This is a genomic window from Massilia sp. BSC265 (assembly GCF_000740675.1).
Taxonomy (GTDB): Bacteria; Pseudomonadota; Gammaproteobacteria; order Burkholderiales; family Burkholderiaceae_D; genus Telluria.
Map to the genome: position 1 here is coordinate 13,218 of NZ_JPXI01000034.1, position 23,422 is coordinate 36,639.

Below are 23,422 nucleotides of genomic sequence, written 5' to 3' on the forward strand. Positions count from 1 at the left end.
TTAGGAAGAACTGTAGGGTGGGCGGGTAATGCCGGGCATTGCCCGGCATTACCCCGCCCACCCTACGGATGAGCGGCGCCTCTTAAGTGACCGGCATTGCCCCACAGGGTCCATTCCAGACCCCGTCGGGCCCCTCCGTCAACCATCGTCAGCGCGTCTTCAGCAGCACGTTGCGCGCTTGCCGCCGTAGCGTGCCTCCTGGCGCTCCCGGAAAAACTCCTCGTACGTCATCGGCGTCTGGTCCGGATGGGTACGCTCCATGTGCGCCAGGTAGGTGTCGTACTCGGGCAGGCCGACCATCAGGCGCATGCTCTGCCCGAGGTACTTGCCTGCCTGCCTGGTAGCCTGCACGCCTGCGTCGAGAAGGTCGCCGAACATCACTGCACCTGTGGGTTTGGCATGGCGACGTAGGCCGTTTCCTTGGCGGTCGGGCCGCTGCTCGAGCGTGCGGCCATGATCGTGCGGATGCCGTACACCAGCACCGACAGCACCACGAGCATGAAGAAGCCCGTCAGCGTGGCGTTCACGTAGTCGTTGAAGATGATGCGCTCCATCTGCCCGATGGTCTTGGCCGGAGCCAGCACCGTGCCGGCGTCGTGCGCGGCCTGGAACTTGCTGGCATGGGCCAGGAAGCCGACCTTCGGATCGTCCAGGAAGATCTTCTGCCAGCCGGCGGTCAGGGTGCAGGCCAGCAGCCAGACGGTCGGCACGATGGTGACCCAGGCGTACTGCGCACGCTTCATCTTGAACAGCACGCAGGTACCGAGGATCAGCGCGACGGCGGCCAGCATCTGGTTGGCGATGCCGAACAGCGGCCACAAGGTATTGATGCCGCCCAGCGGATCGACCACGCCCTGGTACAGGAAGTAGCCCCAGGCCGCCACGCACAAGCCGGTGGCCAGCAGGTTGGCCGGGAGCGACTCGGTGCGCTTCAGCGACGGCGCGAAGGCGCCCAGCAGGTCCTGCAGCATGAAGCGCCCGGCACGGGTGCCCGCATCCACCGCGGTCAGGATGAACAGCGCCTCGAACAGGATCGCGAAGTGGTACCAGAAGGCCATCATGGCCGGGCCGCCGACCACGTTCGACAGGATGTGGGCCATGCCCACGGCCAGGGTCGGGGCGCCGCCGGCGCGCGAGATGATCGTGTTTTCGCCGACATCCCTGGCCATTTGCTCGAGCGACTCGGGCGTGATCACGAAGCCCATCTGCGACACGGCGCTTGCCGCCGATTGTGCGGTAGTGCCCAGCACCGCGGCCGGGCTGTTCATCGCGAAGTAGATGCCCGGGTCGATGGTGGACGCCGCCACCAGCGCCATGATGGCGACGAAGGATTCCATCAGCATGCCGCCGTAGCCGATGAAGCGGGCGTGGGTCTCGTTCTCGATCATCTTCGGCGTGGTGCCCGACGAGATCAGCGCGTGGAAGCCCGACACCGCGCCGCAGGCGATGGTGATGAACAGGAAGGGGAACAGGTTGCCCGACCAGACCGGGCCGCTGCCGTCGATGAATTTGGTCACGGCAGGCATGCGTAGTTCAGGGGCGACGATCAGGATGCCGATCGCCAGCGCCACGATGGTGCCGATCTTCAAGAAGGTGGACAGGTAGTCGCGCGGCGCCAGCAACAGCCACACGGGGATGACCGAGGCGACGAAGCCGTAGCCGATCAGCATCCAGGTCAGCTGGGTGCCGGTGAAGTCGAACATCGGGCCCAGGGTGGCCGATTCGTGCACCCACTGGCCGCCGATGATGGCCAGCATCAGCAGCACGAAGCCGATGATCGAGACCTCGCCGATGCGGCCGACGCGCACGTAGCGCGAGTACAGGCCCATGAACAGCGCGATCGGGATGGTCGCCATCACGGTGAAGCTGCCCCACGGCGAGTGCGTGAGCGCCTTCACGACGATGAGCGCCAGCACCGCCAGGATGATCACCATGATCATGAAGCAGCCCAGCAGCGCGATCAGGCCCGGGATCTCGCCCATCTCGGACTTGATCAGGTCGCCGAGCGAGCGGCCGTCGCGGCGGGTGGACATGAACAGCACGATGAAGTCCTGGACGGCGCCGGCAAAGACGACGCCGGCCAGGATCCACATCATGCCGGGCAGGTAGCCCATCTGGGCCGCCAGCACCGGGCCCACCAGCGGGCCGGCGCCGGCGATCGCGGCGAAGTGGTGGCCGTACAGCACGTACTTGTTGGTCGGGACATAGTCCAGGCCGTCGTTGTACTTGTAGGCCGGCGTCTGGCGTGTCGGGTCCAGTCCCAGCGCCTTGTAGGCGATGAACTTGCTGTAGAAGCGGTAGGCGATCAGGTAGACGCAGACTGCTGCTGCGACGATCCAGATCGCATTGATGGTTTCGCCGCGCTTGACGGCGATGAAACCGAGCGAAAATGCGCCGAGGATCGACAGTGCGATCCAGCCGAGCGCGCCCGACATGCGTTTCATGGTGCTCCTCCGAGGATGTTAAAACTTGTTCTTGGCCGGTCGGGTGCGTCTTGACCGGCGGTTTTTTGGACAGCGTACCGGAGAGTATGTTGCACGAATATCAGCACCACAAGCGCACCATTACGCAGGTCCTGCGTAGTACTACGTAGCGGGGGCGGCATCGGCAGCCCGTCCGTTTCCCCCTTAAAATGCTGGCCTGATTTATTGGGAGAAACAGGATGCGCTTGAGGCAAAAGGTCATCGTGCTGGCGATCGGGCCACTGATCGTGGTCATGTGCGCGATCGCCCTGTTCGTGCGCCAGCAGGCCGTCGAGCTGGCCCAGCAGCAACGCGCCACCATCCAGCGCGCTTACCTGGCCAGCAAGGAGGCCGAGCTGCGCCACTACGTGGCCCTGGCTACGCACTCGATCGGCCACCTGGTCCGCAGCAAGCGCACCGACGCCGCCACCCTGGAGGAGGCCAAGCGCATCCTCGGCGCGCTGAGCTTCGGCGACGACGGTTATTTCTTCGTGTACGACATGCAGGGCCGCAGCCTGATGCACCCGCGCCAGCCCGAGCTGGTCGGCACCGAAATGTGGAACTGGCGCGACGCCAACGGCGTGCCCACCATCCAGCGCCTGATCGAGCGCGCCCGCGCCGGCGGAGGCTTCCACCGCTACACCTGGTCCAAGCCATCCTCCGATCGGGCCGCACCCAAGCTCGGCTACGTGGTGCCGGTGGCGCACTGGGGCTGGGTGATGGGCACCGGGATCTATCTCGACGACGTCGAGGCCGCGCTGGCGCAGGTCGATGCCCAGCAGTCGCGCAACATCGACGAGACGATGCTGTGGATCGCCGGCCTGGCCGTGCTGGCATCATGCGCGGTGGCGGCCGGCGGCCTGGTGCTCAATCTGCGCGAGCTACGGGTAGCCGACGCCAAGCTCAAGGCGCTGGCCCAGCGCGTGGCCGAATCGCAGGAAGAAGAACGGGCGCGCCTGTCGCGCGACCTGCATGACGGGATCAGCCAGGCGCTGGTCTCGGTCAAGCTTCAGCTGGAGGCCGGCATCATCCGCCTCGACGGCGACGCGGCCCAGCAGCAGCAGGCGCGCGGCGCGCTCGAGCGCACCGTGGAGCAGGTGAAGACGGTACTGGGCGAAGTGCGGCGCATTTCGCACGACCTGCGTCCGGCCTTGCTGGACGACCTGGGCCTGGCGCCGGCGCTCGACCACCTGGCCAGCGAGTTCGGACGCCACAGCGGCACACCGGTGCGCTTCCGCTCGGAAGGGGCGATGGACGGGTTGCCCGAGATGGCCGGGACGGTGCTGTTCCGGATCGCCCAGGAAGCGCTGACCAATGCCGAACGCCACGCCGGGGCGCGCCAGGTGGAGATGAGCCTGGTGCGGCGCGGCCGCTGCCTGAGCCTGAGCATCGCCGACGACGGCGGCGGCTTCGACGCCCACGACATCGCCCAGCACCCGCAGCGCGGCATCGGCCTGCGCAACATGATGGAAAGGATGGAAGCGATCGGCGGCCGGCTCGCGATCGATTCCTCGCCGCTCGGCACCCGCGTGGTGGCCAGCATCGACCTGAAGGAGGGAACATGACGGAAGACGGACGCGAAATACGCATCCTGCTGGTGGACGACCACCCCCTGGTGCGCGACGGCCTGCGCGCGCGCCTGGAAGCCGCGCCGCGCCTGTGTGTGGTCGGCGAAGCCGGATCCGGCCAGGAAGCCATCGAGCAGGCCGGCGCCTGCCGGCCCGATCTGGTGCTGATGGACGTGAACATGAAGGGCGGCAGCGGCATCGAAGCCACCGCGCGCCTGCTGCAGCACTATCCAGGCATCGCGGTGCTGATCCTGTCGATGCACGACAAGCCCGAATACGTGACCCAGGCGATCGGGGCCGGCGCGCGCGGCTACGTGCTGAAGGACGCGCCGGGCAAGGACATCGTGCTGGCAATCGACACCGTGATGGGTGGCGGCATCTACTATAGCGCCGCACTGGCGCGCCAGCTGGCCAGCGCGACGGCGCCGGATAACGTGCTGACCGCGCGCGAGGAGGAAGTCCTGAACCACATCGCCGGCGGCCAATCGAACAAGCAGATCGCCCGCGCGCTCGACCTGTCTGTACGCACCGTGGAAACCCACCGCCTCAACATCAAGCGCAAGCTCGGCATCGAAGGGCAGGCCGAACTGATCCGCTTCGCCGTAAAGCGGGCAGAAAACCGCGGTTATGCATGAGTATGTACGAATAGTATCTCGAAAGAAATAAAACTGTTGCTTTCTAATAATCTGTCGAATAAGATTGATTGAATATCATTCAGAGCCCGCGCATTGAAACCCAACATGGCCGAGCTGGACCCCGACTCGTTTCCGCTGGTAGCAATCGACCCGGTCGCCAATGGGCAGAACGAGTGGGTCGCGCTGTGCCTGCGCGTCGCGGGCGGCCCGGAGCTGCCTCAGCGCCTGCAAGCCGTGTTCGGCAACCCAGACCTGCTGGCCGCGATCGCTCCGCTCGACGGGCTCCTGTTGCTCGACCATCCCGCACCTTTGAGCCCGCCCGTACTGTCCCTGTTGCCGGCCAACCGCATCGGCTTTGTCATGTCCGCCGGCGCGCTCCTCGAGGACGGCGTGGCGCGCCGCCTCACCGAACTGCACGAACTTGGCTACCGCCTCTGGCTCGACGGCAGTCCGCCTGCTGGCGTCACCGTGCCGCCGGCGTTGCGCACCATCGCGCGCGACTGCACCCGCGACCCCATGCCTGCAGGACGCCTGGCCGCGCTGTTCGGTCCGCACCTGGCACGCCGCGTCGACAGCGCCGCCAGTTTCATGCAAAGCGAGATGGCCGGCTTCGACTGGTTCAGCGGCGACTACCCGTATGACCCGGCATCAAGCGCCAGCCATACCTCGGACGGCAGCTCGCGCCGCCGCATCCTGACCCTGCTCGGCCTGCTGTCGCGCGATGCCGATTCGCGTGAACTCGAGCAGCAGCTCAAGCAGGATCCGGGGCTGTCCTATCACCTGCTCAAGCTGGTCAACTCGGCCGCCTTCGCGGTCAGCACCCAGATCACCAGCTTCAACCAGGCCATCAACCTCCTCGGCCGGCGCCAGCTGCAGCGCTGGCTGCAACTGCTGCTGTACGCGCGCCAGCAGGCCGACGGCCTGCCGAACCTGCTGCTGCCGCTGGCGGCGCGGCGCGGTGCGCAGCTGGAAGCGCTGTGCAAGGGGGGCGGGGGAGAGCGCGACGACTGCGACCTGGCCTTCATGACCGGTGTGTTCTCGCTGCTCGACCGGCTGCTGCAGATGCCGATGACGGAGATCGTCGCCGACCTCCACCTGCCCGAGCACGTGTCAAGCGCGCTGCTGGAGCGCAGCGGGGAACTCGGCAGCTGGCTGCGCCTGACGGAAACCCATCCCTCGCTGGAAGCCCTCGACGCGGCGGGCATCGATGCCGCCGACTGGTGGAACAGCCAGTTGAACGCCTATCACTGGGCCATCCAGGTGGGACGGAATGTCTGACATGCAGGCGCTCGCAGCGGTTGACGCATCACTCGAGGAACCACTGGACTTCGTCGGCGCCACGACCGCCGCAAGCGACGCTGTCCTGCGCCTGCGCGGCGCTTCGCTCTACGATGCGCTGGGCCGCATTGCGGCCGCGCTGCTGGGCAGCCCGGTCGGACGTTTCCTGCCCGGCGCCGGCATCGGTGGATTCACCGGCACCTGCGCGGTCTTGCGCCAGGTGGTGGCCGGCGCCTCGGAACAATTCGGCATCTATGAAGTGGCGGGACGCGACAGCTATACGTCCGACGACGCGCGCGTGCTGGCCGGCCTCTCGCACCTGACCGCCTCGCTGCTGCAGGTGCACTCCTTGGCGGTGCGCTCGACCCATGCCTACGCGCAGATGGAGACCCAGCTCGCGCACCAGTCGCAGATCCTCGACCAGATCCACGAGTCGGTGCTGACCATGGACCAGATGGGCTACATCACCAGCTGGAACCGCGGCGCCGAGGAACTGTTCGGCTACACCGCGCTGGAAGCGATCGGCCGCAACATCCTGTTCCTGTATGCCGACGAGGACGAAGGCTTCCACGACAGCTTCGCGGAGCAGGGCGGGCGCATGATGGAAGTCCGGCGTCGCAAGAAGTCGGGCGAGGTGTTCTGGGCCAGCCTGTCGCTGTCGCCGCTGCGCGACCTGGCCGAGCGCCCGATCGGCCTGATTGCCTACCTCACCGACATCACCGAACGAAAACAGGCCGAGGAGCAGCTGCACCACCTGGCCTATTACGACGAACTCACCGGCCTGCCGAACCGCACGCTGTTCGCGCGCCTGGTCGACCAGGCCCTGATGGTCGCGCAGCGCAACGAGGCCGCCGGCTGCGTGCTGTTCATCGACCTGAACCGCTTCAAGCGCATCAACGACACCCTGGGCCGCAAGATCGGCGACGAGCTGCTGCGCCAGGCGGCCCAGCGCTTTCGCGACACGCTGCGCGACGAGGACGTGGTGGCGCGCCTGTCCGGCGACGAATTCGCGGTGGGCCTGTTCGACATCCGCCAGCACTTCGAGGCCACCACGGTGGCGCAGAAGCTGCAGGCCGCGTTGGACGCACCCTTCCTGATCGGCGGCCACGACCTGCGCGTGGGCGCCAGCATTGGCATCAGCGTCTATCCGCAGGACGGCAGCGAGGCCGAGACCCTGCTGGGGCTGGCGGACATCGCGATGGAGCGGGCAAAGAAGGGAGACGCCGACCCGGACAGCAGCGTCGCCTTCTACAGCCAGGACATGAACCAGGGCATGCAGGAGCGCATGCGCATCGAATCCGGGCTGCGCCAGGCGCTGGGCAACGGCGAGCTGACCCTGTACTACCAGCCGAAGTTCGAGATCGGCACCGACCGGATCGTCGGCGCCGAGGCGCTGGTGCGCTGGGTGCATCCGACCCGCGGGATCGTGCCTCCGGGCGAATTCATTCCGCTGGCCGAGAGCACCGGTCTGATCGTGCAGGTGGGCGAGTGGGTGCTGGAGCAGGCCTGCGCCCAGGCGGCGATCTGGCAGCGCGCGGGCGTGGCGCCGCTGCGCCTGGCGGTGAACGTCTCGGCGCGCGAGTTCACGTCGTCCTTGCCGGCCCGCGTGGCGGACACCCTGGCGCGCTACGGGCTGGATGCCTCGTGGCTGGAGCTGGAGATCACCGAGAGCACGCTGATGCACGACTTCGAGCGCGTCACCGCGATCATGGACCGCATCCACCAGCTGGGCGTGGCGCTGTCGCTGGACGATTTCGGGACCGGGTATTCGAGCCTGTCCTACCTGAAGCGCTTCCCGATCGACACGCTCAAGATCGACCGCTCGTTCACCTTTGGGATTCCGGATGATCCGAGCGACTGCGCGATCGCGGGGACCATCGTCAGCATGGCGCAGCAGCTGGGGCTGCGCGTGATCGCGGAGGGCGTGGAGACGCTGGAGCAGCTGGCCTTCCTGCGCGAGTCGGGGTGTGACGAGGTGCAGGGCTACCTGTACAGCAAGCCGCTGCCGGCCGTGGACTTCGAGCGTTGTTTGCGGGAGAACTGGTTGCTGGTAGCCTGACTAAGTGAGCAGATTCGCTGCCCGGCATTGATGAATTATGTATAATGCCGGTTCCTCAAAGGAAGCGTGGCCGAGTGGTTGAAGGCAGCAGTCTTGAAAACTGCCGACGGGGGAACCCGTTCGTGAGTTCGAATCTCACCGCTTCCGCCAAGCACACTGAACAAGAGCCCCACATCGTTGGGGCTTTTTTTTCGTTCCATCGCATCACCTGCAAGAACGATTCGCAAGTCAGTACCCGGTCATCATTTATCCCCATTGAATAAAATTGCAACTCAGTGTTTTGCTTGGTGTGACATTTTTCGTGTGTAAGTCATTGATTTCAATCGGAAAAGCTTATGGTTCAACCCAGTTCGTGAGTTGTGTGAAAAACACTGTAATTGCCCGCTTGCAATATAAATCTTGCTATGGAGAATGGTTGAGCTTAATATTTACCTATCGATTTTGTCAGATTGCTCAATGGGCCGAAACGCTTTATGGGGGATCGCGGTATAGGGATACTTGAAGATGTTGAATCGTTTGCCTGTCATGTGGAAGGTCCTGTTCGCTCCGGCGATTGCCATGGTCTGCATGGCGCTGTACCTGGCCTTCACCGCCGTTGTTTTTCAAAACAACAACACCAGGCTTGCAGATGTGCGTGACATGCAATATCCCGTCCTTGACGTGATGACCGAAAACACGGCCGCGCTAGACAAGATCATCGATATCCTGAATACCGCCGCGGCTGCCGGCGAACCCGAGCAGTTGGCCGCCGCCGACGCCCTGGCCGCCAAAGTCAACGACAGCTACAAGCGCCTGCTCACCATCGACGGCGCTCCCGCAGGCGAACTGGAACGCCTGTCCGCCGAGTTTGGCGCCTACTACAGGATCGCGCGCGAAGTGTCCGACATGATGGCGCAGCAGGCCGGCATGCCGGCCAAGGACAAGATGCAGGCCATGGCGGCCGCCCTGGCCACTTACCGGAAGGACGCCGCCGGCTTCCGTAACGCCGCGAAGGAGCGCTTCGTCGCCACCGTGGGCGATGCCACCGCCGCCGCCGACCGTGCCATCCTCGGCGGCGCCCTGATCGGTGCGATCGGCCTGGCGCTGACACTGGCCGTGGCCATCGTCGTGGCGCGCACCCTGCTGCGCCAGATGCAGCAGGCCGTGAAAGTGGCCGAAACCGTCGCTGCAGGCGACCTGACCAGCACCATCGACGACAGCGCAACCGACGAAACTGGCAAGCTGCTGAAGGCGCTCAAGCATATGAACAGCAGCCTGGTGCGCATCGTGAGCGAAGTGCACAACGCGACCGAGACGATCGCCGTCAATTCGACCCGCATCGCGCAGGGCAATCGCGACCTGTCGGTCCGCACCGAGCAGCAGGCGGCGACCCTCGTCGAGACCACGTCCGCGATGGGTGAACTGACGGGAGCCGCACGCCGGAACGCCGAGAACGCAGCCCAAGCCAACGAACTGGTCGGCTTCGCCGCGGGCGTCGCGACCCAGGGCGGGGAAGTCGTCGGCCGCGTGATCGCGACCATGGATGCGATCCACGCATCGTCGCGCGAGATCGCCGATATCGTCAGCGTCATCGAGGGCATTGCCTTCCAGACCAACCTGCTGGCCTTGAACGCGGCGGTCGAGGCCGCGCGTGCCGGAGAACAGGGACGCGGCTTTGCCGTGGTCGCGAGCGAGGTGCGCAACCTGGCCCAGCGCTCCGCGGCTGCTGCCAAGGAGATCACTTCCCAGATCGGCCGCTCGGTCGAACAGGTGGAGCTCGGCACCCGCCTCGCCGGGCAGACCGGAACCACGATGGATGAAATCGTCGGCAGCGTGCGGCGCGTCACCGAGATCATGGGCGCTATTGCCGAGGCGAGCAGCGCCCAGACCGCCGGCATTTCCCACATCAACGATGCGGTCGCCCAGATGGACCAGGACACCCAGCACAACGCGGAGCTGGTCGAAGAGACGTCCGGTTCCGCAGCGGCGCTGCGCGATCAGGCGGCCAGTCTGGCGCAAGCGGTGAGCGTGTTCGTCCTGGCGCGCGATGGCGCGGCGGCGCCGCACGCAGCCGGCAGGACGCTCGCGCTGGCGGCGAACGAAGCGGCCGCACGGCGCCGCGCTTGAACGCAGCCGAGCATTTTCCACCCAGTCTTCTTCGATCGTCCCGGCAGGTCCCGGGGCGGTCGCTGAGCCACGCCCGGCCAGGATGCCGGGGCTTCATCACCACCAACTCGATCACCATGAATAAAGCTTCCACAGCAGCGGCCTGCGCGCTTGCGCTAGCCATGCTCGCCGTCTCGCCGGCCCGCGCCGAGATCGGCATCATCGTTTCAGCCAAATCGACCCTGGCGCCCCAGCTGGCGCAGGTGTGCCAGGCCTTCCTCGGCAAGATCAAGTCGCCGACGCCGATCAACCTCACCGAGAAGAATCCGCTGCGCGACGAATTCTTCGCCAAGGCCTGCAAGAAGGATCCGGTGCAGGTGCAGGCCATGTGGGGCAAGCTGATCTTCACCGGCACCGGCACCCCGCCGACCGAGGTGGACAGCGTTGCAGCCATGAAGAAAGCCATCGCCGCCGATCCGAACGCCGTCGGCTACATCGACAAGAAGGATGCCGACGCCACCGTCAAAGTCATCGCCACCGCCAACTAACCACGAACGAAGAATGAAGAAACTGATTATCGCCGCGCTGCTGTCCAGCGCAGGCATGGCGTATGCCGACGACCTGAGCCTGTCCGGGTTCGCGACCATCACCGCTGGCAAGGCCTACAGCGGTTCGCAGGGTCAATTCATGGACCAGCCTTGCCCCTGCTTCATCGGCAATTACGAACACGGCGCCGTCTACCGCGATCGCGAATGGAGCTGGACGCGAGAGTCGCTGGTCGGCCTGCAGGCCAAGTATCAGATCACGGACAAGCTCTCGGGCACGGTGCAGGCCGTGCTGCGCGCTTCCGAGAACGGCAAGCCGGACATCGACTGGGCCTACCTGTCCTACGACCTGACGCCCGACACCACGATCCAGGCAGGCCGCCGCCGCCTGCCCATCTATGCCTATTCGGACAGCGTCTACATCGGCTACACCCTGCCATGGGTGCGCGTACCCCAGGACATCTATGGCTGGGAGATCGGCGCCTACAATGGCGTGAATTTGCGGCACTCGCGCAGCATCGGCGAGTGGGCGGTAACGGGTAATGTCTTCGCCGGCCAGGAGACCACCCGCGACAACATCGAGCAACGCAAGATCTTCTACGGCTACCGCGTCGACGACGACTGGAAGCACATCCTGGGCGGCTTCCTCGACGTCTCGAACGACGTGTTCGGCGCGCGCCTGATCTACATGCAGAACTCGATCAACCTGGGCATCTATGAGCCGGGCGAAGACCCGATCTATCAGAAGGGGACGCGTCAGCGCATCATCGGCCTGTCCGGCAGCGTCGACTACGGCAACTGGATGGTCCGCGCCGAGGCCAACCGCTTCATGCGTCCCTCGCTGGACTATCAATCGTCGAGCCTCACCGCGACCGTCGGCTACCGCTTCGGCAAGTTCACGCCGATGATCGGCTTCTCCTCGTACAAGGAAAAGCTGACCCCGACCTACACCGAGACGCAGAACGACAACACGCGCTTTGTCGGTGTCCGCTGGGACTTCCGTAGGAACATGGCACTGAAGGCACAGTGGGATTCGGTCAAGGATTCAAGTGCGTATGACTTCACCAAGGACGCCAAGATGTTTACGGTAACGATGGACGTGCTGTTCTGACGGGCGTCCTGCGGCACGCGTCCAGACGCGCGCCGCCTTGCTGGCCGGTGCCGCTGCGGTCGCCTCGACTAACGCGCTGTCACGGCGGCGACGGGCTTCGACCGTCTCCGCCGCGCACGATACACGGATTTTCAGGCATTGATGCCACTGCATCCGCTTGCCCTTCTCACCTCTGGCTGTAGTAGGACCTGCTCGCAGGCGCCAGCACCAACCGTTTGACGAAGCGTCGCAGCCGGTAAGTATGCGCCTCGAACGGCAGGTGGAAAAGGTAAGCGAACACGACGATAGCAGCGAACAGCCCTGCGTACACGAGAAGCGATGCCGGGTCGGTTGTCGACAAGGTCGCCGTCCCGATAGGCTCATGGAGGAACTTGGCCAGGTAGATCAACGGGTAGTGGATCACATACAGCGTGAACGAAAACGGCGCCAGGAGCCCGGCAATGGCTGCCAGCCGATTCCCGATGCGTGCCCGATCCGCGGGAAACTGCAGGCTCGACAGCAGACAAAGGAAGAGCACGCTGAACAGCAGGTCTTCGGCAAACGTTGCGGCAACCAGGGTGCCGATACTGCCTTTCATTCGGAAATAGACAGCCAGCGCGATGAGCACGACGACCAGTAGAAGGCGCGCAATTCGGCTCATGTCAATGTGGATCCGGGAAAACAGCACGCCGAGTAGCCAGATCAGGAAATACAGCATCAGGTCGAACAGCAGGAAGTACCCGATGACGGCACAGGCGCCCAAGCCGGCCACTTTGGTGATTCCCCGTTGCCCGATGACCGGCAACAGCAGCAGCGGAAACAGAGCGTAGTACCACATCTCATTCGACAGGCTCCACAGGGAAAAATTGCCGCCGAAGCGGGGAACTGCCATCCCCTGCAGCCCGAACAGATTGCCCCAGAACGTGCTCCACGAATACTCATTGTCCGGCGCATAGCTGATCCGTCCCGGATCGACGGTCTGCATGATCGTGCCGATCACGAGCGTGAGCGCGAATGCCGGCACCAGCACGATCCACATGCGGGTAAGCCGGTCGATCGCATACGACATCATGCAATGGGGCTCCCCCAGCTTGTTCAGCAGGCTGCCGCCGACGAGCCAGCCGCTCAGCAGGAAAAAGATCACGACGGCAATGTGCGAGAACCCGGTAAAGAAGGCCAGTGCCTGGTACCAGAGCGATGGGTCCGCCACTGTTCTCAGGCTCGGGAACAGTTCTCCACGGAGATGGGCGGCGACCACTTGGAGGGCGGCGAGGCTGCGCAGGGCGGATATCAGGACCGAATGCTGGTAGCTTTCGTCCAGATTGGTCCTGTCGAGCAGACGGATGCGCATGGCGCTGGTAGGAATCATCGTCTTCTCCTGTTGCAATCGCCTTCTCCCGTTGCAAATTAGACATCCAAATGATAATCCGTCATTTTCAAATTCGGTTTGAGAGCGCGCAGGGTGGCGCGCATACTGCCGCCCGGCATCCAAGGCTATCGGCCGCAGCGGTCCACCTCATGCATCCCCTATCGGTTATTCGACCGATACCGTCCTGACAAGCTTCTCCCTACACTGGACTCACATATCCACCACACCAAAGGGAGAACACCATGACCACCACCAAAGCTTCGCTGCGCCTCCTGGCCATCGCCGCCGCCTTCGCAACCGCCGTCCCGCAAGCCGGCGCCGCCGCGAGCGACAGCAACGCCAAGCCATCCGTCGTGATCGTGCACGGCGCCTTCGCCGACGGCTCCGACTGGTCCAAGGTCATCCCCCTGCTGCAGGCCAAGGGCATCAAGGTCACCGCGGTCCAGAACCCGCTGACCTCCCTGGCCGACGACGTCGCCGCCACCCGCCGCGCCATCGCGGCCCAGCCGGGCAAGGTCGTGCTGGTGGGGCATTCGTGGGGCGGCACCGTGATCACCGAAGCCGGCCAGCACGACAAGGTGGGCAGCCTGGTGTACGTGGCCGCCTTTGCGCCCGACGCCGGCAAGTCGACCGCGGAAACCGGCGAGGGCTACCCTGCGGCGCCCGGCATCAAGCGCTTCGTCACCGATGCGGAAGGTTTCCTGAGCCTGCCTGAAGCGGCCATGCGCGAAGACTTCGCCCAGGACGTGCCGGCAGCGCAGGCCGCCGTCATGAGCGCGACCCAGGGCCCGATCCAGGCCAAGGCTTTCGCCGACAAGGTCAGCAACGCGGCCTGGACCACCAAGCCTTCGTGGTTCATCGTCGCCTCGCGCGATCGCATGATCGACCCGGGCCTGCTGCGCGCGATGGCAAAGAAGATCAACGCCAGGACCACCGAACTGCCGGCCAGCCACGTGCCGCAGCAGTCGCGTGCTCGTGATGTCGCAAAAGTGATCCTCGACGCCGTCGCGGCGACGAAGTAAGCGCTGTCAGGCGCAGCTGACGTCGAGCGCGCCTTCAATGGCGAGCTGCGACACTTGCTCGATCAGCGCCCGCATCTTGGGCTGGTTCTGGGTCCGCATGGGGAAGTAGAGGAACAGGCCGGACGTCTCGGGAACGAACTGCGTCAGCACCCGCACCAGGCGTCCGCATCGCACGTCCTCCTCGATCTCGAGGTCCGGCAGCCAGGCGACCCCCAGGCCCTGCCGGGCCCACTCGGCAAGCATCTGGGTGTCGTTGGCGGTGAGCAGGGCGTCGGGGTCGAGCAGGAGTTCCCCTTCGGGCCCCATCAAGCGCCACGGCGGCAGGCGGCTTGAAGTCGAGAAGCGATAGCGCAGCGTCTGGTGCCGCAACAGGTCCTGCGGCCGCTCGGGAACGCCATGCTGTTCGAAGTAACGGGGCGCCGACACGATCGACCATGAGAGCGGGCGGCTGAGGCGGATGGCCACCATGTCCTGCGCGATGGACTGTCCGAGCCTGACGCCGGCGTCGAAGCCCGCTGCCACCAGGTCGACCAGGCCGTCGTCGAGCGACAGCGCGAAGCTGATGTCGGGGTAGGCGGCGCGCATGCGCGGCACCAGGCGGCGGGCGAGCAGGAAGCCGAAGCTGCGCGGCGCGGTCAGTCGCAGGCGGCCGGACGGACGGCTCTGGAAGCGCGATAGCTCGTTGAAGGCATCCTCGATCTGGCTGACGGCCGGTCCGAGGGCCGCCAGCAGGCCGGTCCCGGCGTCCGTCAGCGCGACGCTGCGGGTGGTCCTGACGAACAGCGGGACGCCGTGCTTCTTTTCAAGCGCGCGTACGCCCTTGCTGACCGCCGTCGGGGAGATGTCCAGCCGCCTGGCGGCCTGGGTGAAGCTGCGCTCCTCGGCCACAGCCAGGAATAACCGAATCAGGTCGAGGGAACTCATCTCAGCTCATTTTGAACCATTGGTTCATAACGCATGTCCATTGCCCTAGTTTTTCTCAATGATGCCTGAATCTAGACTTGCTTGCACCAACAACAGGAGGCTGACATGAACACACTACCGCAAGCCATCGCCGGCTATATCGAGGCAGCGAACGCAGGAGCGCCGGAACGCCTGGCGGGCTTCTTCAACCCGGACGCCATCGTCCACGACGAAGGACACGAGCGGCGCGGACGCGAGGAGATCGCGGCCTGGGCCCGCGACACCGGAATGCGCTACCGGTCGACGATCGAACCTGCGGCACTGGTAGAAACCGCCGGCCGGCACAGGCTGACGGCCACGGTCCGGGGCAACTTCCCCGGCAGCCCGATCCCCCTGAACTTCCACTTCCAGCTCCAGTCCGGAGCCATCCAGTCGCTGGAGATCAAGCCATGAACGCGTATCCATTCGCAGGCAAGCACGCACTCGTCACCGGCGGCACCAAGGGCATGGGCGAGGCCATCGTCCGCCGGCTGGCGCAGGACGGCGCGACCGTCATCGCCACGGCACGCGGACGGCCGGCCGAACCGGTGGCTGGGGTGCGCTACCTGGAAGCGGACGTGGCGACGCTTGAAGGTGCGGCCTATGTCGCCGGTACCATCGAGCAGGAATTCGGCCACCTCGATTTCCTGGTCAATAACGTGGGCGGGTCAACCGCGCCCAGCGGCGGCGCCCTCGCATTGACCGATGCAATGTGGGAGGCGGCGCTGCAAGCCAACCTGATGTCGGCCGTCCGGCTCGACCGCGCCTTCCTGCCGGCCATGCTGGAGCGGCGCAGCGGCGCCATCATCCACATCACCTCGATCCAGCGGCGCCTGCCCCTGTACGAGTCGACCGTCGCCTACGCCGCCAAGGCGGCGCTGGCAAACTACAGCAAATCGCTGGCCAATGAATTCGGGCCGCACGGCATCCGGGTGAACAGCATCGCGCCCGGCTTCATCGAGACCACCGCCGCGCAAGCCCTCGTCAAGCGCATGGCGGCGCACCGGCACGGCAGCGAGGATGAGGCGAGGCAGCAGCTGATGGCCTCCCTGGGCGGGATCCCGATCGGCCGGCCCGGCCGGCCGGAGGAGGTCGCCGAGCTGGCCGCATTTCTCCTGTCGCCGCTCGCGGCCTCGGTGCACGGCGCCGAGTTCGTGATCGACGGCGGCACCATCCCGACCGTCTAGGCGGTCGGCCCAGCGCCGCCGCCCCACCGGGACGGCGGCTTTCCATCACTACCAGAGCTGACAATGAATCCTTCTTCACACACCGAACACGCATTCGCGGAAGCAGTCCACCGCAACCAGGCTACCCAGTACGTCACCCTGAAAAGCCACTACGACTTCATCGTCTGCGGCGCCGGTTCCTCGGGCTCCGTCGTGGCGGCGCGGCTGGCCGAAAACCCGGGCGTGCACGTCCTCCTGCTGGAGGCAGGCGGCAGCGACCAGGTCGCGAGCGTCATCGAGCCCGGGCAATGGCCGCTCAACCTGGGCACGGAGCGTGACTGGGGCTTCAGGGCGGAGCCGAACGCCCATCTCAATGGACGCGCGATCCCGATGAACATGGGGAAGGTCCTTGGCGGCGGATCCAGCATCAACGTGATGGTGTGGGCGCGCGGGCACAGCAGCGACTGGAACCATTTTGCCGCGGAAGCGGGCGACGATGCCTGGAACTACGAGTCCGTCCTGGCGATCTACCGGCGCATCGAAGACTGGCATGGCCCGGCCGATCCGCAGCGGCGCGGGCAGGGCGGACCGGTCTACGTGGCCCCCGCGCATCAGCCGCAGCCGACGGCCACCCTCATGCTGGAAGCCGCACGCTCGCTCGGCGTCCCCACCTTCGACAGCCCGAACGGCGCGATGATGGAAGGCGATGGCGGCGCCGCGATCAACGACCTGCGCATCCGCGACGGCAAGCGCCTGTCGGTGTTCCGCTCCTATACCTACCCGAAGATGGCGCAGCCGAACCTGACGGTGCTCACCAAGGCGCTGGTGTCGAAGCTGACGTTCGAGGGCAACAGGGTGACCGGGGTCGAGGTCATCCTCGACGGACGCCGGCAGTGGTTCGGCAGTACCCGCGAGGTGATCCTGTCCCTGGGCGCGGTGAACACGCCGAAGGTGCTGATGCAGTCCGGTATCGGTCCGGAGACGGAACTGCAGCGGCATGGCATCGCCGTGCGCCAGCACCTGCCGGGGGTGGGCCAGAACCACCAGGACCACGTCTCCTTCGGCTGCATCTGGGAGTACGCCGAGCCCCAGCAGGTCGGCAACGGCGGGTCGGAAGCGACGCTGTACTGGAAGAGCGATCCCGGCCTGGACGCGCCCGACATGCTGCACTGCCAGGTCGAGTTCCCGGTGCCCAGCCTTGACAATGCGGCGCGCGGCGTGCCCCGGCATGGCTGGACCATGTTCGCCGGCCTGGCGCACCCGAAGAGCCGCGGCGAAGTACTGCTGTCGGGGCCGGATGCGGACGATGCCGTGATCATCCGCGCCAATACGCTGGCCGATCCGGACGACATGAAGGCGGCCCTTGCCAGCGTCGAGATGTGCCGCGCCCTGGGCAATGCCGGCGCCTTCGGGCGGCTCGTGAAGGGAGAAGTCATGCCCGGACAGCTTGGCCGCGAGGCGATGGAACACTACCTGCGCAATGCCGCGGTCACCTACTGGCACCAGTCGTGCACGGCCAAGATGGGGCGCGACGCCATGTCGGTGGTAGACGGAAAGCTGCAGGTCTACGGTATCGAGAACCTGCGTATCGCGGATGCCTCGATCATGCCGCGCATTACGACGGGCAACACGATGGCGCCATGCGTGGTCATCGGGGAGCGGGCGGCCGAGGAGCTCAAGGCGCGGCATCGCATCTGAGACAGGAGCGCACAGCCCAAGTGTTGCCCTGCGCCGGCTTCTGCTCTACAGTTGAACGATGCAAGAAGACCATACCGTCACCGTCGAAGAAGCCGTCCAGGTACTGGCCATGGTGGGCGACCTGAGCATGGGCCAGCCTACCGACCAGTCCATCCGTGCGGCCCTGCTGGCCGAGCGCCTGGCGCTGGCGGACGGCGCCGAAGCCGGGGCCTGCGCCCACGTGCAGCTGGTGACGCTGCTGCGCTGGTCGGGCTGCACCGCCAACGCGAGCGGGTTCTCGACCCTGCTGGGGGACGATGTCGGCGGCAGGGATGCCATGCTCACGCACACACTGCCGCCCAACAACCGGATGACGTTTACCAGCGTGGCGCCGCTCGCGCGCATCCATTGCGAAGTCTCGAGCGCGATCGCCCAGGCGATGGGCCTGCCGCCCGAAGTCGACATCGGCTTGCGGCGGGTGTGGGAACACTACGATGGCGGCGGCATGCCGGAGCGCCTGGCCGATCCGCACATTCCCCGCCTGGTGTACTACACCAACCTGGCGAGCGACCTCGAGATCCTCACGCGTGCGCATGGCCTGGACGAGGCGCTGCGCATGATCGGCGGGCGCGCCGACAGGAAGTATCCGGCCGACCTGGTGCGCCTGCTGGCGGCGAACGCCCAGGCCTGGCTCGCGGCCGTCGAGGCGCCTCCCTGTCCGGCGCAGATCCCGGCCCTGGCCGAGCGCGTGTCCCTGACCATCGTGGCCGACATGATCGAGCTGAAGCTGCCCTGGCTGCTGGGCTATTCGCGCCGCGTGGCCGACCTGGCCGGAGGTGCGGCAGGGCTGGCTGGCTTGCCGGCAGCCCAGCAGCGCTGCCTGGGACGCGCAGCACTCATTCACGGCATCGGCCGCGCCGCCGTGCCGAACGCGGTCTGGCAAAGGAGCGGCAAGCTTGGCACGGCGGACTGGGAGAAGGTACGGCTGGTCCCCTACTGGACGGCGCGGGCCGGGATCCAGATTCCCGCCCTGCGCGCCGAGGCCTTGCTCGCGTCCCACGTCTACGAGCGGCTCGATGGCAGCGGCTATTACCGCGACCTCGACGCCGAGTCCTTGAGCATGCCGCAACGGATCCTGGCGGCTGCGGCGGCCTATGCGGCCTTGGGCATGCCGCGTCCCTGGCGTGGGGCCTGCACGGCGCCGGAAGCAGCGCACATCCTGGGTGCGGATGCTGCCGCCGGCCGTTTCGATGTCCAGGCCGCGAATCTCGTCATTGCCGCAGCAGACGGCGCCGGCGCTGGGGCAATCGAACCGGCGGTCCAGCGCCGCAAGCTGTTGTCGGAACGCGAGACGGCAGTCCTGCGCCGCCTCAGCCTGGGCGAAAGCAACAAGGAAGTCGCGCGCGAACTGCAGATCAGCCCATCGACGGTGCGCACCCATGTCGAAAGCATTTTCCGGAAGCTCGAATGTTCGACGCGGACTGCGGCGACGCTGAAAGGCTTGACGCTCGGGTTCATCTGATGATGCTTGACAGAACAATAAAACCGGCCGATCCTCGTCAGCCAAGTGTAAGAAATCAGTAAGGAAACAGGCACATGCTGCGTGTCGGCATGCAGATATTTACAGGAGGAGAAGTCAACCTATCAGCCAGCAGTTGTACGTGTAGCGATTCAGTCCGACAAAACCATATTGGAGACAGACGATGAAGCAGCGTGACGACGATTCAAAGAAGCCAGCATCCACCCGCCGTAAGTTCCTCGGCACCGCAGCCGCCGGCACCGCCGGCGCAAGCCTCGCGGTTCCGATGATCGCCACTGCCCAAACGCCGAAGCAGATGCGCTTCCAGAGTACCTGGCCCAGCAAGGACATCTTCCACGAATACGCGCTGGACTTCGCCAAGAAGGTCAACGACATGACCGGCGGCGAACTGAAGATCGAGGTGCTGCCCGCCGGCGCCGTCGTTCCCGCCTTCGGCCTGCTCGATGCGGTTTCCAAGGGCACCCTCGACGGCGGCCACGGCGTCATGGGCTACAACTACGGCAAGCAGAGCGCCATCGCGCTCTGGACCTCGGGCCCGGCCTTCGGCATGGACGCCAACATGGTGCTGGCCTGGCACAAGTACGGCGGCGGCAAGCAGCTGCTGGCCGAGCTGTACAAGAGCATCGGCGCCAACGTCGTCTCCTTCCTCACCGGCCCGATGCCGACCCAGCCGCTGGGCTGGTTCAAGAAACCGATCAGCAAGGTCGAAGACCTGAAAGGCCTGAAATTCCGCACCAACGGCCTGGCGATCGACATGTTCACGGCCATGGGCGCGGCGGTGAACGCACTGCCGGCCGGCGAGATCGTCCCCGCCATGGACCGCGGCCTGCTGGACGGCGCCGAATTCAACAACGCCAGCTCCGACCGCGTGCTCGGCTTCCCGGACGTCTCCAAGGTGTGCATGCTGCAAAGCTTCCACCAGAGCTCGGAGCAGTTCGAGATCACCTTCAACAAGACCAAGTACGATGCGCTGCCGGCCCGGATGAAGGCGATCATCGAGAACGCCGTCGAGGCGGCATCCGCCGACATGTCGTGGAAGGCGGTCGACCGCTATTCCAAGGACTACGCCGGCATGCAGTCGCAGAACGGCGTCAAGTTCTACAAGACGCCGGACTCGGTGCTGCAGGCGCAGCTGGCGGTGTGGGACCAGGTGGTGGCCAAGAAGGGCGCCGACAACCCGCTGTTCAAGAAGGTCGAGGCCTCGATGCGCGCGTTTGCAGAGCGCGCGATGAAGTGGGACATGGACACCAACAACCCGCGCCGCATGGCCTACAACCACTACTTCGGTCGTAAAGCGCCGGCGAAGAAGGCGTAAGCGTCTTGTAGGGTGGTCGGCGAAGCCGACCACCCTACGCGTCTTCCGCCACCCCTGTCCGGGGTGGCTGTTCGTCGTCCCGACCGGAGCAGCTTCATGCAAAACGTCTTGTTTTTCGTCGACCGCGTCAGCAGCTGGGTAGGTCAGGCCTTCTCCTGGCTGATCGTCGCGCTCACCTTCCTCATCAGCTGGGAAGTCTTCGCGCGCTACGTCCTGAACACGCCCAATCCCTGGGCCTTCGACCTGATGATCATGATGTACGGCGCCGCCTTCATGATGGCCGGGGCCTACACGCTGGCCAAGAATGGCCACGTGCGCGGCGACGTGCTGTACAGCTTCTTCCCGCCGCGTCTGCAGGCGGGCCTCGACCTGGCCCTGTACTTCGTCTTCTTCATCCCTGGCGTGGTGGCCCTGGTCTGGGCCGGCTACACCTACGCCGCCGAGTCGCTCGCCATCCGGGAGCACTCGACGCTCACCGCAAACGGCCCGCCGCTGTATCCTTTCAAGATGGTGATTCCCTTTGCCGGCGCGCTGCTCCTGCTGCAGGGGGTGGTCGAGATCGTTCGCTGCGTCGTCTGCCTGCGCAATGGCGAGTGGCCCCCGCGCGAACCCGACGTCGAGGAAGTCGATGTCGACAAGCTGAAGGCGCAGGTTTCCGAGGAGGGCCGGCCATGAGGAAGGAAATCTGGTTCGGCCTGTCGATCCTGGTGGCGATCGTCGTCGCTTTGTTCGCCCTGATGCCGGCACCCGCCGACATGACCAACGGCCACCTGGGCCTCCTGATGCTTGCCTTGGTCGTGGTCGCCATCATGCTCGGTTTCCCGACGGCCTTCACCCTGATGGGCATGGGCGTGATGTTCGCCTGGCTCGCCTTCCGCAGCCAGGACCCGGACCAGGCGGTGCAGCTGACGCTCGACCTGATGGTGCAGCGGGCCTATTCGGTGATGGCCAACGACGTGCTGATCTCGATCCCGCTGTTCATCTTCATGGGCTACCTGGTGGAGCGCGCCAACCTGATCGAGCGCCTGTTCAAGAGCCTGCACCTGGCGATGGCGCGCGTGCCCGGCTCGCTGGCGGTGGCCACCATCGTCACCTGCGCGGTGTTCGCCACCGCCACCGGCATCGTCGGCGCGGTCGTTACCCTCATGGGCCTGCTGGCGCTGCCGGCCATGCTCAAGGCCGGCTACAGCACCCAGCTCTCGGCCGGCAGCATCACGGCGGGCGGCTGCCTGGGCATCCTGATTCCGCCCTCGGTGCTCCTGATCGTGTATGGCGCGACGGCCGGGGTCTCGGTGGTCCAGCTGTACGCGGGCGCCTTCTTCCCAGGGCTCATGCTGGCGACGCTGTACGTCGGCTACGTGATGATCCTCGCCAAGCTCAAGCCGGGTATGGCGCCGCCGCTGCCCGCGTCCGAGCGCGTCGTGGCGCTGCCGGCCTACACGCAGGCGATTCCCGATGCCTACGGCAAGAGCGCGGTGCCAGCCCTGGTGCGCGCCATCAAGGGGCAGCGCGCCGCAAACGTACCGGGCCGCACGCTGGTGTCGAACCTGTTCGTCGCACTGCTGCCGGCACTGGCCTTTGCCGCCGTCATGGGCCTGGGCTACCGGATCGTCACCGCACCCGAAGCGCCGCAGACGGAGCTGGTCGAGATGGGCGCTCAGGAGTTCGAGAGCGTCTCAAGCGTCGACGGGGGCGGGCTGCAGGAGCCGCCGGCGGAGGGAGACCTGGCGGAACCGCCGGTGGAAGGGGAGGCGGCGAGGCCGCCGGCAGCCGGCGCAACGAGTCCCGCAGCGGCCACCGAAGCAGCGCAACCGCCAGCGTCACTCGACCCGCCCGCGAAGCCTGCGCCCCGGGCCTACTGGATCGCCCTCGCCGTCGTTGCAGCCGCGCTGGCCCTCTTCTACGTCTTCTTCAGCTTCGCGCGCCTCGAGATTTTCAAGATGCTGCTTGGCTCGCTGTTCCCGCTGGTGATCCTGATCCTGGCCGTGCTGGGCAGCATCGTCTTCGGGCTGGCCACGCCCACCGAGGCCGCGGCGATGGGTGCTTTCGGCGGCATGATCCTGGCGATCGCCTACCGCCGCTTCAATGTCAACCTGCTGCGCGAGTCGGCCCACCTTACCACCAAGACCACGGCCATGGTGTGCTGGCTGTTCGTCGGCTCCAGCATCTTCTCGGCGGCGTTCGCGCTGCTGGGTGGCCAGGAGATCATCAACAACTGGGTACTGGGGATGGACCTGACCCCGGTGCAGTTCATGATCCTGGCCCAGGTGGTGATCTTCCTGCTCGGCTGGCCGCTGGAATGGACCGAGATTATCGTGATCTTCATGCCGATCTTCGTGCCGCTGCTCCAGCACTTCAACATCGACCCGCTGTTCTTCGGCCTGCTGGTGGCGATGAACCTGCAGACGGCCTTTCTGTCACCGCCGGTGGCGATGTCGGCCTTTTATCTCAAGGGCGTGTCGCCGCCGCACGTGACGCTGAACCAGATCTTCCTGGGGATGCTGCCCTTCGTGGGGCTGCAGCTGCTGGGGATTATCCTCCTGTACACCTTCCCGGCGATCGGTATGTGGCTGCCGGAGGTGCTATACAAGTGAGCCGTGCAAGCAGGGTGGGGCCGAACGGCGATGGTCATGCAGGATGATCGTTGCCCGTCCATTAAGTTATGCGTT

The 23,422-nt window shown here is 65.6% G+C and carries 19 protein-coding genes and 1 tRNA gene; 16 read left to right on the forward strand and 4 right to left on the reverse strand.

The features are described from left to right. Positions 1-159 precede the first annotated feature (159 nt). Entirely contained in the window at positions 160-378 is a 219-nt protein-coding gene (locus tag MA09_RS15160; protein WP_051933489.1) for a YbdD/YjiX family protein, read from the reverse strand. Then, positions 378-2,444 (reverse strand): carbon starvation CstA family protein, encoded by a 2,067-nt coding sequence (locus MA09_RS15165; RefSeq protein ID WP_036250241.1) that lies wholly within the window; start codon positions 2,442-2,444, stop codon positions 378-380. The genes MA09_RS15160 and MA09_RS15165 overlap by 1 nt, the downstream gene beginning before the upstream one ends. 218 nt (positions 2,445-2,662) lie before the next feature. Here MA09_RS15165 and MA09_RS15170 point away from each other — a divergent pair, with 218 nt between their 5' ends. The 8 genes from MA09_RS15170 (at position 2,663) to MA09_RS15205 (ending at position 11,743) form a co-directional block, all read left to right on the forward strand. After that, entirely contained in the window at positions 2,663-4,027 is a 1,365-nt protein-coding gene (locus MA09_RS15170; RefSeq protein WP_036250244.1) for a cache domain-containing protein, read from the forward strand. Further along, the gene (locus MA09_RS15175; RefSeq protein ID WP_036250246.1) at positions 4,024-4,665 is read left to right on the forward strand and encodes a response regulator transcription factor; all 642 of its coding nucleotides are present in this window, start codon (positions 4,024-4,026) and stop codon (positions 4,663-4,665) included. The genes MA09_RS15170 and MA09_RS15175 overlap by 4 nt, the downstream gene beginning before the upstream one ends. A 105-nt stretch (positions 4,666-4,770) precedes the next feature. Beyond that, a complete protein-coding gene (locus MA09_RS15180) occupies positions 4,771-5,943 on the forward strand; it encodes an EAL and HDOD domain-containing protein (RefSeq protein WP_036250248.1) in 1,173 nt (390 codons plus the stop codon). Beyond that, on the forward strand, positions 5,936-8,002 hold the full coding sequence (locus MA09_RS15185; protein ID WP_051933490.1) for a bifunctional diguanylate cyclase/phosphodiesterase: 2,067 nt from the start codon (positions 5,936-5,938) through the stop codon (positions 8,000-8,002). The genes MA09_RS15180 and MA09_RS15185 overlap by 8 nt, the downstream gene beginning before the upstream one ends. Positions 8,003-8,062: 60 nt before the next feature. Next, positions 8,063-8,152: transfer RNA gene (locus MA09_RS15190), tRNA-Ser, on the forward strand. 354 nt (positions 8,153-8,506) lie between these two features. Further along, positions 8,507-10,108 carry a methyl-accepting chemotaxis protein gene (locus tag MA09_RS23755; RefSeq protein WP_229440746.1) on the forward strand — a complete coding sequence of 534 codons (1,602 nt, stop codon included), beginning with the start codon at positions 8,507-8,509 and terminating at the stop codon, positions 10,106-10,108. A gap of 116 nt (positions 10,109-10,224) precedes the next feature. Beyond that, on the forward strand, positions 10,225-10,635 hold the full coding sequence (locus MA09_RS15200; protein WP_036250251.1) for a hypothetical protein: 411 nt from the start codon (positions 10,225-10,227) through the stop codon (positions 10,633-10,635). Between the two features lie 13 nt (positions 10,636-10,648). After that, positions 10,649-11,743, forward strand: a complete 1,095-nt coding sequence (locus tag MA09_RS15205; protein WP_036250253.1) for a porin — start codon at positions 10,649-10,651, stop codon at positions 11,741-11,743. 166 nt (positions 11,744-11,909) lie between these two features. Here the strand turns inward: MA09_RS15205 and MA09_RS23760 are convergent, their stop codons facing one another. Beyond that, positions 11,910-13,091, reverse strand: coding sequence for an acyltransferase (locus MA09_RS23760; protein WP_051933493.1), 1,182 nt, complete (start codon positions 13,089-13,091; stop codon positions 11,910-11,912). A gap of 242 nt (positions 13,092-13,333) precedes the next feature. Here MA09_RS23760 and MA09_RS15215 point away from each other — a divergent pair, with 242 nt between their 5' ends. Beyond that, positions 13,334-14,113 carry an alpha/beta fold hydrolase gene (locus tag MA09_RS15215; protein WP_036250255.1) on the forward strand — a complete coding sequence of 260 codons (780 nt, stop codon included), beginning with the start codon at positions 13,334-13,336 and terminating at the stop codon, positions 14,111-14,113. A 6-nt stretch (positions 14,114-14,119) separates the two neighbouring features. On the opposite strand, the gene MA09_RS15220 is transcribed toward MA09_RS15215, so the two are convergent. Beyond that, positions 14,120-15,037 (reverse strand): LysR family transcriptional regulator, encoded by a 918-nt coding sequence (locus MA09_RS15220; RefSeq protein ID WP_036250257.1) that lies wholly within the window; start codon positions 15,035-15,037, stop codon positions 14,120-14,122. A gap of 105 nt (positions 15,038-15,142) precedes the next feature. Between MA09_RS15220 and MA09_RS15225 the strand changes: the two genes are divergently transcribed. The 7 genes from MA09_RS15225 (at position 15,143) to MA09_RS15255 (ending at position 23,347) form a co-directional block, all read left to right on the forward strand. Continuing rightward, complete coding sequence (locus tag MA09_RS15225; protein WP_036250260.1) at positions 15,143-15,469, forward strand: nuclear transport factor 2 family protein; 327 nt, start codon at positions 15,143-15,145, stop codon at positions 15,467-15,469. Further along, positions 15,466-16,242 (forward strand): SDR family oxidoreductase, encoded by a 777-nt coding sequence (locus tag MA09_RS15230; RefSeq protein WP_036250262.1) that lies wholly within the window; start codon positions 15,466-15,468, stop codon positions 16,240-16,242. The genes MA09_RS15225 and MA09_RS15230 overlap by 4 nt, the downstream gene beginning before the upstream one ends. Before the next feature lie 63 nt (positions 16,243-16,305). After that, positions 16,306-17,919 carry a GMC family oxidoreductase gene (locus MA09_RS15235; RefSeq protein WP_036250264.1) on the forward strand — a complete coding sequence of 538 codons (1,614 nt, stop codon included), beginning with the start codon at positions 16,306-16,308 and terminating at the stop codon, positions 17,917-17,919. A 58-nt stretch (positions 17,920-17,977) separates the two neighbouring features. Continuing rightward, positions 17,978-19,420: an HD domain-containing phosphohydrolase gene (locus MA09_RS15240; RefSeq protein ID WP_036250267.1), complete on the forward strand. Its 1,443-nt coding sequence runs from the start codon at positions 17,978-17,980 to the stop codon at positions 19,418-19,420. A 181-nt stretch (positions 19,421-19,601) separates the two neighbouring features. Then, positions 19,602-20,753, forward strand: coding sequence for a TRAP transporter substrate-binding protein (locus MA09_RS15245; RefSeq protein ID WP_036250269.1), 1,152 nt, complete (start codon positions 19,602-19,604; stop codon positions 20,751-20,753). 96 nt (positions 20,754-20,849) lie between these two features. Then, on the forward strand, positions 20,850-21,428 hold the full coding sequence (locus MA09_RS15250; RefSeq protein ID WP_036250272.1) for a TRAP transporter small permease subunit: 579 nt from the start codon (positions 20,850-20,852) through the stop codon (positions 21,426-21,428). After that, positions 21,425-23,347, forward strand: coding sequence for a TRAP transporter large permease subunit (locus tag MA09_RS15255; RefSeq protein WP_036250274.1), 1,923 nt, complete (start codon positions 21,425-21,427; stop codon positions 23,345-23,347). Before MA09_RS15250 ends, MA09_RS15255 begins: the two co-directional genes overlap by 4 nt. Positions 23,348-23,422 lie beyond the last annotated feature (75 nt).

Bases quoted from the DNA above. Each gene is read 5' to 3' on its own strand.
- MA09_RS15205 (WP_036250253.1), top strand. From the start codon at position 10,649: ATGAAGAAACTGATTATCGCCGCGCTGCTGTCCAGCGCAGGCATGGCG.
- MA09_RS23760 (WP_051933493.1), bottom strand. From the start codon at position 13,091: ATGATTCCTACCAGCGCCATGCGCATCCGTCTGCTCGACAGGACCAAT.
- MA09_RS15160 (WP_051933489.1), bottom strand. From the start codon at position 378: ATGTTCGGCGACCTTCTCGACGCAGGCGTGCAGGCTACCAGGCAGGCA.
- MA09_RS15180 (WP_036250248.1), top strand. From the start codon at position 4,771: ATGGCCGAGCTGGACCCCGACTCGTTTCCGCTGGTAGCAATCGACCCG.
- MA09_RS15185 (WP_051933490.1), top strand. From the start codon at position 5,936: ATGTCTGACATGCAGGCGCTCGCAGCGGTTGACGCATCACTCGAGGAA.
- MA09_RS15235 (WP_036250264.1), top strand. From the start codon at position 16,306: ATGAATCCTTCTTCACACACCGAACACGCATTCGCGGAAGCAGTCCAC.
- MA09_RS15170 (WP_036250244.1), top strand. From the start codon at position 2,663: ATGCGCTTGAGGCAAAAGGTCATCGTGCTGGCGATCGGGCCACTGATC.
- MA09_RS15250 (WP_036250272.1), top strand. From the start codon at position 20,850: ATGCAAAACGTCTTGTTTTTCGTCGACCGCGTCAGCAGCTGGGTAGGT.
- MA09_RS15240 (WP_036250267.1), top strand. From the start codon at position 17,978: ATGCAAGAAGACCATACCGTCACCGTCGAAGAAGCCGTCCAGGTACTG.
- MA09_RS15165 (WP_036250241.1), bottom strand. From the start codon at position 2,444: ATGAAACGCATGTCGGGCGCGCTCGGCTGGATCGCACTGTCGATCCTC.
- MA09_RS15245 (WP_036250269.1), top strand. From the start codon at position 19,602: ATGAAGCAGCGTGACGACGATTCAAAGAAGCCAGCATCCACCCGCCGT.
- MA09_RS23755 (WP_229440746.1), top strand. From the start codon at position 8,507: ATGTTGAATCGTTTGCCTGTCATGTGGAAGGTCCTGTTCGCTCCGGCG.
- MA09_RS15215 (WP_036250255.1), top strand. From the start codon at position 13,334: ATGACCACCACCAAAGCTTCGCTGCGCCTCCTGGCCATCGCCGCCGCC.
- MA09_RS15255 (WP_036250274.1), top strand. From the start codon at position 21,425: ATGAGGAAGGAAATCTGGTTCGGCCTGTCGATCCTGGTGGCGATCGTC.
- MA09_RS15230 (WP_036250262.1), top strand. From the start codon at position 15,466: ATGAACGCGTATCCATTCGCAGGCAAGCACGCACTCGTCACCGGCGGC.
- MA09_RS15220 (WP_036250257.1), bottom strand. From the start codon at position 15,037: ATGAGTTCCCTCGACCTGATTCGGTTATTCCTGGCTGTGGCCGAGGAG.
- MA09_RS15200 (WP_036250251.1), top strand. From the start codon at position 10,225: ATGAATAAAGCTTCCACAGCAGCGGCCTGCGCGCTTGCGCTAGCCATG.
- MA09_RS15225 (WP_036250260.1), top strand. From the start codon at position 15,143: ATGAACACACTACCGCAAGCCATCGCCGGCTATATCGAGGCAGCGAAC.
- MA09_RS15175 (WP_036250246.1), top strand. From the start codon at position 4,024: ATGACGGAAGACGGACGCGAAATACGCATCCTGCTGGTGGACGACCAC.